11 protein-coding genes, 2 pseudogenes and 1 other annotated feature are annotated in these 9,763 nt (G+C 31.2%); of the genes and pseudogenes, 12 read left to right on the top strand and 1 reads right to left on the bottom strand.

Translation table 11 applies throughout. The features are described 5' to 3' along the window. A pseudogene (locus BO51_RS07440) lies at positions 1–200 on the bottom strand (IS1634 family transposase); the annotation flags it as partial. A gap of 180 nt (positions 201–380) precedes the next feature. Further along, positions 381–626, top strand: a binding site (T-box leader). Between the two features lie 59 nt (positions 627–685). On the opposite strand from BO51_RS07440, the gene BO51_RS07435 reads away from it, so the two are divergent. The 12 genes and pseudogenes from BO51_RS07435 (at position 686) to BO51_RS07380 (ending at position 9,706) form a co-directional block, all read left to right on the top strand. Further along, positions 686–1,465 (top strand): amino acid ABC transporter substrate-binding protein, encoded by a 780-nt coding sequence (locus tag BO51_RS07435; RefSeq protein ID WP_496485436.1) that lies wholly within the window; start codon positions 686–688, stop codon positions 1,463–1,465. Between the two features lie 27 nt (positions 1,466–1,492). Continuing rightward, complete coding sequence (locus tag BO51_RS07430) at positions 1,493–2,143, top strand: amino acid ABC transporter permease (protein WP_496485434.1); 651 nt, start codon at positions 1,493–1,495, stop codon at positions 2,141–2,143. 9 nt (positions 2,144–2,152) lie between these two features. Next, positions 2,153–2,827, top strand: a complete 675-nt coding sequence (locus tag BO51_RS07425) for an amino acid ABC transporter ATP-binding protein (protein WP_496485432.1) — start codon at positions 2,153–2,155, stop codon at positions 2,825–2,827. A gap of 85 nt (positions 2,828–2,912) precedes the next feature. Continuing rightward, entirely contained in the window at positions 2,913–3,101 is a 189-nt protein-coding gene (tatA, locus tag BO51_RS07420) for a twin-arginine translocase TatA/TatE family subunit (protein WP_496485430.1), read from the top strand. Between the two features lie 58 nt (positions 3,102–3,159). Next, entirely contained in the window at positions 3,160–3,393 is a 234-nt protein-coding gene (locus BO51_RS07415) for a hypothetical protein (RefSeq protein ID WP_496485428.1), read from the top strand. 24 nt (positions 3,394–3,417) lie between these two features. Next, positions 3,418–3,816: pseudogene (locus tag BO51_RS07410) on the top strand (C-GCAxxG-C-C family (seleno)protein); the annotation flags it as partial. A 73-nt stretch (positions 3,817–3,889) separates the two neighbouring features. Next, positions 3,890–4,597, top strand: a complete 708-nt coding sequence (gene tatC, locus BO51_RS07405; protein ID WP_496485426.1) for a twin-arginine translocase subunit TatC — start codon at positions 3,890–3,892, stop codon at positions 4,595–4,597. Positions 4,598–4,812: 215 nt separating this feature from the next. Then, positions 4,813–6,243, top strand: coding sequence for a cryptochrome/photolyase family protein (locus tag BO51_RS07400; RefSeq protein WP_496485424.1), 1,431 nt, complete (start codon positions 4,813–4,815; stop codon positions 6,241–6,243). Continuing rightward, positions 6,240–7,190, top strand: coding sequence for a YbgA family protein (locus tag BO51_RS07395; RefSeq protein WP_496485422.1), 951 nt, complete (start codon positions 6,240–6,242; stop codon positions 7,188–7,190). The genes BO51_RS07400 and BO51_RS07395 overlap by 4 nt, the downstream gene beginning before the upstream one ends. Before the next feature lie 26 nt (positions 7,191–7,216). Next, positions 7,217–7,867 carry a cobalamin B12-binding domain-containing protein gene (locus BO51_RS07390; protein ID WP_496485420.1) on the top strand — a complete coding sequence of 217 codons (651 nt, stop codon included), beginning with the start codon at positions 7,217–7,219 and terminating at the stop codon, positions 7,865–7,867. Beyond that, positions 7,864–9,021: an ABC transporter permease gene (locus BO51_RS07385; RefSeq protein ID WP_496485419.1), complete on the top strand. Its 1,158-nt coding sequence runs from the start codon at positions 7,864–7,866 to the stop codon at positions 9,019–9,021. The genes BO51_RS07390 and BO51_RS07385 overlap by 4 nt, the downstream gene beginning before the upstream one ends. Beyond that, entirely contained in the window at positions 9,014–9,706 is a 693-nt protein-coding gene (locus BO51_RS07380; RefSeq protein ID WP_496485417.1) for an ABC transporter ATP-binding protein, read from the top strand. Before BO51_RS07385 ends, BO51_RS07380 begins: the two co-directional genes overlap by 8 nt. Positions 9,707–9,763: the final 57 nt, after the last annotated feature.

Genomic DNA, 9,763 nt, shown 5'->3' with positions numbered 1-9,763 from the left:
TTCTCTTTTTCAAGGCGATTTAAATTTTTAACATATTCTTCAGCCCATTCATAAGGATCCTTATCACCAAGTTTTTCTTTAAGTTCTTCATAAGTGCCTAACTTTTCAACTACCTTATTTGTACGTTTACCATCTAAATAAACAGATTTTACAACATAAAAAGAAGCAGCATTTTTAGTTTTGGAAACTTGTAATCTCATATCTCACCTCTCTGTTATTTTATAGATATCATAACACATTGTGAGACATTGTGCAATATAAATATTTAAAATTTGACAAAAAAATAAAGCCTTTTCAACGACTTTAACGATTTTTTTATTCTTCAAGTGTCAAAGATACGTTTCTTAGACATGATAATATACTATCTAATAATTTAATATGATAATGTGATGACGAGAAATAGTAATCAATAATTAGCTTATAGAGAGTGTATGTTTGGTGGAAATACATAGTGAAAGATTGATGAACACGTCTTTGAACAAGTTGGTGAAATCATTTGAGAGTAGCCGTATTCGGATTGCAACCGTTAGTGTGCACGGGTATAGAATTTTTGTACCTAGTGAGGATGGTATTTAAAAATACCATTAAATTGAGGTGGGACCACGGGATTAACTCTCGTCCTCTAGTTAGATAAACTAGAGGACGAGAGTTTTTAATTTAATTTTAAGTAAAGGGATAGATTTAAATGTTAAAAAAGAAAAAGTTCGCAGTTGTTTTAGGATTGGTGTTGTTAGTCAATTTGGTTTCGGCTTGTTCACAGCAGGTAAGCTCTAATAGTGAAGATACATTTGTAATTGGACTTGATGATACATTTGCACCGATGAGCTTTAGAAATGAGAAAAATGAAATAGTGGGTTTTGATGTAGACCTTGCAGAAGAGGTGGCTAAGAGAAATGGGTGGGATATAAAATTTCAACCTATAGATTGGGCAATGAAAGAGGCAGAACTCAATTCAGGCAATATTGACATGATATGGAATGGATATACGATTACAGATGAAAGAAAAGAAAAGGTGAATTTCACCGAATCTTATCTCACTAATTCGCAAATAATTGTTACATTAATCAATTCCGATATAACCAAGATTGATGACTTAGAAGGCAAAACTTGTGCGACACAAGCTGAATCAAGCTCACTTGATGCTGCACGGGGCTTGGATGGGTTTATTGAAAGCTTGAAAGACGGTAAGATAATCGAATATTCTACTTTTAACGAAGTGTTTAACGATCTTGAATCTGGAAGAACCGATGCTATCATAGTTGATGAGGTGCTTGCAAGATATTATATGAACAACAAAGGAGAAGGATTGTATAAAGTACTTGAAGAAAATTTAGGAATTGAAGAATATGGCGTAGGAGTTCGAAAAGAAGATGAGGATTTGTTGAATAAGTTAAATGTGACTTTAAATGAAATGAAGGATGATGGAACCTATGATGAAATATATGAAAAATGGTTTGCAAAATAGCTTTATATGTAAGGTGGAGATGATCCAATGAAAATTTTAGAGATGCTAATTCCGATGACTTTAGAAGGGTTAAAAGTGACAATGAGCGTTTTTGCTGTAACGCTTATTGTTTCTCTTCCATTATCTACGTTTGTTGCTTTACTAAGGGGATCAAAAAACAAATATATTAGTAAACTGACAAGTGTTTACATATATGTGATGAGGGGAACTCCGCTATTGTTGCAGTTGATGTTTATTTTCTTTGGATTTCATTATATTCCTGTTGTTGGATATGCATTTAGCAGATTTCAAGCTATCTATATTGCTTTTATATTGAATTACACAGCCTATTTTGCAGAAATAATCAGAGGAGGTATAAACTCAATTGACATTGGGCAATATGAAGCAACTAAAGTTCTGGGGCTTGGAAAAAGCTATGCCTTTATCAAAATAATTTTACCTCAAGTAATTAAAAATATAATTCCGTCATTGGGAAATGAAGTAATCACACTTGTCAAAGATACTTCATTGGTTTATATACTTGGTGCTACGGACATATTAAAGGCTGCAAAATCAGTATCAAATACTTATTCGACTTTTGTGCCATATATATTTGTAGCCTTTGTGTATCTTGGAATCATTGCAATAATGACAAATCTTTTATCAAGCATAGAGAGACGATTTGATTATTATAGATAGGAGAATACCATGGGACTAGTAGTTGAAAAAATAAGCAAATCTTTTGGAGAAATTAAAGTTTTTGAGAAATTATCATTTGAAGTTCTTTCTGGAAAGGTTTTTTGCATACAAGGCAAATCTGGAGAGGGTAAAACTACACTCTTAAGATGTCTTAATAGACTTGAACAGCTTGACGAAGGCAGAGTATTAATAGATGGAGAAAATATATTGGAGATGAAAGAAAATAGAAAAATCGGATCAAAGATAGGTCTGGTATTTCAAAATTATAATTTGTTTCCACACTTAACAGTTATGGAAAATTTAACAATTATGCCAAATCATTTAAAGGCAGCAAGTAAAGACAGCATTTTGAATAAAGCTATAGAACTGTTGAAGTCTTTGGAAATAGAGGACAAAAAGGATATGTATCCTTATCAATTGTCAGGGGGACAAAAACAAAGAGTGGCTATTGCAAGAGCTTGTATGCTAAATCCATCTGTACTGTGTTTTGATGAGCCTACTTCAGCTTTAGACAATGAAACTTCGAGCAAAATATCGAGTATAATTAAGAATTTAGCTAATGAAGGCATGACTATAATCGTAGTTACCCATGATTTAAAATTTGGTAAAGATATTGGAGATAGCATATTCAAATTAGAAAATGGGAAATTGCTGATCAATGAGATTACTAAAATTGTCGATTGACAATATATTGACGAGTATGAATCTTAATAGTATACTATGATTAGGATGATAATTGGATAATTAATATTATTTGAGGAGGGATTATATGTTTGGAAGATTGGGAATGTGGGAACTAATACTCATTTTAATAATTGCACTTGTTATTTTTGGCCCATCAAAACTACCTGAGGTTGGCAAGTCCATTGGAAAGGCAATAAATGAATTTAAAAGACAAACAAACAAAATCACTGAGGACATAGACTTAGAATCTGACCAAGAAGAGAGCAAAAATTAAGGGTTACTAGATATGTTATATCATATAAAATTTTAATTAGAACTTAGGAGGGATACATATGACAGAGAAAAAAACAATGACGAGAAAAGATTTTTTAAAAACAATGGGGACAGCTGTTGCTGGAGTTGCAGTTGTTGGCTCTATGAGTGGTCTTCTCACAGGATGCAGTGATGAAAATGCCCAACTTCAAACTTCAAGCGAAAGTCCAAAATGGCCATTTAAGTACAAGAAAATTGATCCTGCAGTAGCTGAAGCAAGAGCATACAACGCATATTTCGAAAAGGGAGGATGAGGTGTTGCTGTAGCTGAAGGGTTCTTCGGCACATTGGCAGATGAGACAGGATATCCATTTAACCAGATTCCTACTGAAATGTTCATAAATGCATCAGGGGGTTATCAAACTGCTTCTTTATGTGGTAGTCTTGGAGTTTCAGCAGCTTGTATAGGCTCAGTTTGTGATGCAGATACATCAAAAAAACTCATAGGAGAAGTAATAAGCTGGTATAAGAAAGCAGAATTTCCTATGTATCAACCAGAAAATTTAAATTTACCTACTACAGTTTCTGATTCAGAAATATGCAACGAATCAGTTAGCAAATTTATGGAGGTAAGCGGTTATGCATATGCAGACCACGAGAGGAAAGCTCGCTGTGCTGGTGTAGCTGCAGATTGTACTAGAAAAATTGTAGAGTTATTGAATGAAACTTTAGCATAGAGTAAAATATAGGATAGAATCAGAATTCTATCCTATATTTCTTTATAATATTTAAGTGATGTGGAGGAAGAGAATGAAAGATGTAAATAGCTATTCTTTAGTTGAACATTTATCTGAACTTCGAAAAAGGATAATTGTTATTCTAGTATTTTTTATACTGAGTTCTGTGGCTAGCTTTAGCTTTATAAGACCTATTATGCAAGAATTGATATCAATAGGAGAAAAGTACTTTGAATTTATTTATTTGAAACCTGCAGAGCTATTAACAACGTACATGAGATTGGCAATATTGGTGGGTATAATAATTTCATCTCCTATCATATTCCTAGAGACATGGCTATTTATTAAACCGGGGTTAGAAAGAAATTCGCAGAAGAAAATTTTTATTGCTCTTATATTTGGGATGATAATGTTTTTTGTTGGAGTAACTTTTTCTTACCTGTCAGTATTGCCGTTAAGCATAAGATTTTTTGGTAATATGAAAATTGAGGGCATAGAGCCGATGATATCAATATCTAATTATATAGGATTTTTGACCAGTATACTACTATCTTTTGGAATTGTATTTGAGATGCCAGTTGTGATTTTCATATTGAGTAAAATGAAAATAGTTACATATAATATGCTCAATAAAGTGAGAAAATATGTTTATTTAGCTATAGTTATATTAGCTGCCATAATAACACCTCCAGATGTGATTTCCCAGATCCTCCTTTCTATACCAATGATATTGTTATATGAATTTAGTATTTTCATAAGCAAGTTAACAGATAACAATTAATAGAAAATAGAAACTTATGAATAATTGGTATAATAATTTAATAGAATGAATTTGCAATTTATGAATATAGAACCCAGTAAGATAGAATTAAATGGATTCAATGGACAAGACAATAAAAACAGTCTGTTCCATAGGATCCATTTATTATTTCCTGAGGTATTTTTTTACATAAATTCTGGGTATATATACTGAAATTTATTAACGGATGTGAATACATGACAAATTTACTTTGGACAAGAAATGATTTAAGAATTGAAGATAATACCGCTTTAATAAATGCGATAGAAGATTCTATAAAGTATGATGAAAATTTGTTGATCATTTTTTATATTGACCCTAATCAGCTCAAAATTGGACAAAAGAGTCATAATTATTTTTTTAAATCAGTAGATAATTTCTACAATAGTTTACAAAAATTAGGTTTAGATATGTTTTTTCTTTATGGAGACCTAGAAAAGTCCTTTAAGAAATTAATAGATGATTTTCCAGATATTAGTAGAGTTTATTATAACTGTGACGAGGTTGGATATGGATATCGCAGAGACCAAAAAGTAATAGCATTGTTTAGAGATGCTTCAATAAAATGCTTGGGTTTCATGGATAAGCATCTACATCAAGCAAAAGAGATTATGACCACCAACAATACGAACTATAAAGTTTTTACTCCTTATTATTCAAAGTGGAAAGATAGGACAAAAAACGCTGAGCTGATATTGGATTTTAGTAAAATTAAAATGATTAACTATAAAGACCATAGAAACAAGGATTCATATGCAAAAGGGAAATATTTAGAGATATTAAAGGATATAAAAGAAGATTTTGATGGTTTTATAGGGGAAAAATGTGCAAAAAGAATACTTTCTGATTTTATTGAAGAAAGACTATCGGAATATGATAAAACTAGAGATTATCCATATTTAAACTCTACTAGTCACATATCAAATTTTTTGACTACTGGACAACTTTCCATCAGGACAGTTTACAAATCAGTCAATGAGGCCGAAGAAACTCAAGGGAAAGAAGTTTATAAAAGAGAATTAGCATGGAGAGATTTTTTTAACATGGTCTTTTATTTTTATCCAAATCAAAATGAAGAACCATTAAATGATAAATACAGGGAATTAAATTGGGTAAATGATGAAAACTATATAGATGCATGGACAAAAGGAAGGACTGGTTTTCCTATAGTTGATGCAGCTATGAGGCAGCTAAATAGTGAGGGATATATTCACAATAGGCTTAGAATGATAGTTGCTTCATTTTTAGTTAAAGATTTACTAGCTGATTGGCGTATTGGAGAAAAATATTTTTCGGATAAACTCATAGATTACGATAGTTCTTCAAACATTGGAAATTGGCAGTGGGTTGCATCAGTAGGCTTTGATGCTGTCCCGTATTTTCGGATTTTCAATCCCATATCTCAAAGTATTAGATATGATAAAGAAGGTATTCTCATAAAGAAATATGTGAAAGAATTGGCTGATTTGCCTTACCCTTATATTCATCAACCATATAAATACAAAGATAAAATCAAAAGCGAGTTTAACATAGATATAGAGAAAATATATCCAAAACCTTTGATAGATCACAATATTCAAAGACAAAAGGCAATTGAGTTGTTTAAATATTACGGAGGAAATAGATGAAACCAAAAATATTGATAAGCAGTTGTTTAGGATTTGCAAAGTGCCGATACAATGGGGATATTGTCAATTTTGAATTGTTGGAAATGATGAAAGAGTATATAGATTTTATACCTATATGCCCTGAAGTTGAAATTGGATTAACTATTCCAAGAGATAGTTTAAGAATAGTAAAAAATGATGATGAGTATCGATTAATTCAGCCATCTACTAAGATTGACTTCACAAATGAAATGAAAGCTTATGCTGAAAAAATTTCAAAAGAAATTAAGGACATCGATGGAATTATATTAAAAGGGAGATCACCATCATGTGGGATTAAAGATGTTAAAGTTTATTCTGGCATATCAAATTCAGCAGTTGTTGAAAAGACAAAAGGAATTTTTGCTAAAGAAATATTAGATAAATATTACTATTTGCCAACAGAAGAAGAAGGGAGACTTTTAAATTTAGAAATTCGTGAACATTTTTTTACTAAACTATTTGTATTATATGATTATAAGAACATTAAAAAAGAAAATTCTATGAAAGCTCTAATTGACTTTCATTCGAACAATAAATATCTTTATTTTGCTTATGACCAAACTCAAAAAAATAAGTTGGGACAAATTGTTGCAAATCAAAACAAGAAACCATTATATGAGCTGTTTAATGAGTACTTTGAAGAGCTAATAAAACTTTTTTCTAAATTGCCTTCTAAAAAGAATTACATTAATTCATATTTACACATATTTGGTTATTTTTCAAAAGACATAAGCAAAAATGAAAGAGAATTCCTTTTGGACTTGATTGAGAAATATAGAAACAACCAAATTGAAAAGACTACAATTGCGAATGTTCTAAAAAGCTATGTTATAAAGTACAACATAGACTATCTTTTAAACCAAAGGATTTTTTCTCCATTTCCAGATGGATTGGTATCTTTGATAGATAGTTCTATTAAACATTAAAAATATTATACGGGGAGATGAAGATTTTGAATAATTATTATGACAAATTTGTTGAATTGCTGAAGAAAGAGGATAAAGAAGAATCATTCAAATTTGCGATGGGATTATTAAAAGAAATAAGCGTAATCGAACTTTATGAAAACATACTTGCGCCATCGTTAAATAGCGTAATTTATGAGTTTGAAAATGACCCTAAGGAACTAATATGGAGGGAGCATGTAAGAAGTGGGATCATAAAGACAATTGTAGAGAATTCTTACAGCTTTGTTTTGAAAGAACGAGAAAACTTTAGGATTAAACATGAAGAAAATATAATAGTGTTATGTCCAAAATTTGAAGAGCATGAGATAGGCGCTAGGATGGCGGCGGATTTTTTTACAATTGCTGGATTTAATACAACCCATATAGGAGCTAATACACCTGAGGATACGCTGTCCCTAGCTGTAGAACATTTAAAGCCTAAATATATATCAATGAGTGTAACTAACTATTACAACTTAATTGAGGCTAAAAGAGCAATAGACAGATTAAGGCAAAAAGATAATTACAGTGGGGAAATCATATTAGGAGGGTACGCATTTGTTTCAGATCCTCAAGTATATAAAAGAATTGGTGGAGATTATCTACTATCCAATTTTAACGAAATCCTTAAATTCAGTAAGGGGGAAAATCTATGAGATTAGCCTTTAGCATTGCTTATAGGTTTTTGAGATCAAATAGGGGACAGACAACGTTAATCTTAATAGGAATAATAATAGGAGTAGCAGTTCAGATTTTTATTGGTTCTCTAATTGACGGATTGCAAATATCTCTAGTTGATAAAACAATAGGAAATGCTTCACAAATTACCATAGTGCCAGCAGGAAAGGATAAGTATTTTTTAGAAGATAGAGCTTTATTGGATACTCTAAAAACAAATGACAATTTAACAGCGGTTTCAGAATCATATGACAATTCAGCTTTTATTAATATAAATGGAGACACCTATCCTATTCTATTAAGAGGATTGGAATTTGAAGATGCTAATATGATTTACGAATTTAGCGATAAACTAATAGAAGGAAATATTCCACAATTACAAAATGAAACCTTAATTGGAGCGACTCTTGCAACAGATAACAACTTAAAAATAGGAGATGAGATAGAAATACTTACTCCTGAAGGAGTAAACCAGAGATTAAAAATATCAGGCATATTTGACTTAAAAGTTTCAAATTTAAATAAGACTTGGATTGTCATGCCAATAGAAGGAGCAAGAGCTATATTTGTAAACGACAACCAACTTACATCTATAGAAATGCAAGTTAGCGATGTGTTTAAAGCAGATACCATAGCAGAAGAAATTAAGAACAATTTGAATAATTCTTCAGTAGATGTTGTAAATTGGAAAGAAGAAAATGAGGAATTGCTTTCTGGTCTCTCTGGTCAGTCTGCGTCGAGCATTATGATTCAAGTTTTTGTTTTATTAGCAGTTTTGCTTGGCATATCATCAGTTTTGGCCATTTCTGTAGTTCAGAAATCCAAACAATTAGGCATACTAAAAGCTATGGGCATAAAGGACAATCAAGCTAGTTTTATTTTTCTATTTCAAGGGCTGATATTGGGAACTGTTGGAGCCATATTAGGCAGCATATTTGGGGTATTGCTAACTTATATTTTCTCGATATTTGTAAAAAGTCCTGATGGAACTTCCCTAGTTCCTTTTTATCTAGATTATAATTTTATTGGCATGTCAGCATTAATTGCTATAGTCGCATCTATGATTGCTGCACTTATTCCTGCTAGAAACACATCTAAACTCAATCCTATAGAGGTGATAAAGAATGGCTAAAATATTGAAGTTAATGGATATCAATAAGGTATATGGAGATAAGATAAAAACACAAGTGCTCTTTGACATCAACTTGGATTTTGAAGAAAGCACATTTAATTCAATAATTGGTGAATCTGGGAGTGGAAAGTCAACATTGATGAACATAATGGGGACACTTGATAGAGCTACGAGTGGCGATGTAGAGATCAATGGAATCAACATATTAAATATGAATAAAAATGAATTAGCAGTTTTAAGGAATGAATTTATAGGATTTATATTTCAATTTCACTATTTATTACCTGAATTTACTGTTATGGAGAATATTCTTATTCCCTATAGAATTAAAAACAAGAATATAACTAAAGAAGCAATATCAAGAGCTGAAGAATTGATGGAAATAGTTGGGATTAGCAAAGTAAAAAATAATAAGGCTACAGATATTTCAGGTGGACAACAGCAAAGAACTGCAATAGCGAGAGCTTTAATAAATGAACCAAAGATTGTACTCGGCGATGAACCCACAGGAAACTTAGACTCGAGTACAACTGAGATTGTATATGATTTGTTGAGAGATATAAATCAAAGATACAAGACAACTTTTATAATAATAACTCATGACAAAAGGGTCGCTGAAAAAGCAGATAGAATAATTGAAATTAAAGATGGAAGAATAGAAATGGATATTTCTAGAAAAATATAGAAAAATATGTTGACTTATTTATATGAAGTGATATAATTGTGATATCAAAATAATATA

The organism is Soehngenia saccharolytica DSM 12858, assembly GCF_059568515.1.
This window is presented reverse-complemented; position numbering and strand designations above follow the sequence as displayed.

Bases quoted from the DNA above. Each gene is read 5' to 3' on its own strand.
- BO51_RS07415 (WP_496485428.1), top strand. From the start codon at position 3,160: ATGACAGAGAAAAAAACAATGACGAGAAAAGATTTTTTAAAAACAATG.
- tatA (WP_496485430.1), top strand. From the start codon at position 2,913: ATGTTTGGAAGATTGGGAATGTGGGAACTAATACTCATTTTAATAATT.
- BO51_RS07435 (WP_496485436.1), top strand. From the start codon at position 686: ATGTTAAAAAAGAAAAAGTTCGCAGTTGTTTTAGGATTGGTGTTGTTA.
- BO51_RS07430 (WP_496485434.1), top strand. From the start codon at position 1,493: ATGAAAATTTTAGAGATGCTAATTCCGATGACTTTAGAAGGGTTAAAA.
- BO51_RS07385 (WP_496485419.1), top strand. From the start codon at position 7,864: ATGAGATTAGCCTTTAGCATTGCTTATAGGTTTTTGAGATCAAATAGG.
- BO51_RS07400 (WP_496485424.1), top strand. From the start codon at position 4,813: ATGACAAATTTACTTTGGACAAGAAATGATTTAAGAATTGAAGATAAT.
- BO51_RS07395 (WP_496485422.1), top strand. From the start codon at position 6,240: ATGAAACCAAAAATATTGATAAGCAGTTGTTTAGGATTTGCAAAGTGC.
- tatC (WP_496485426.1), top strand. From the start codon at position 3,890: ATGAAAGATGTAAATAGCTATTCTTTAGTTGAACATTTATCTGAACTT.
- BO51_RS07380 (WP_496485417.1), top strand. From the start codon at position 9,014: ATGGCTAAAATATTGAAGTTAATGGATATCAATAAGGTATATGGAGAT.
- BO51_RS07425 (WP_496485432.1), top strand. From the start codon at position 2,153: ATGGGACTAGTAGTTGAAAAAATAAGCAAATCTTTTGGAGAAATTAAA.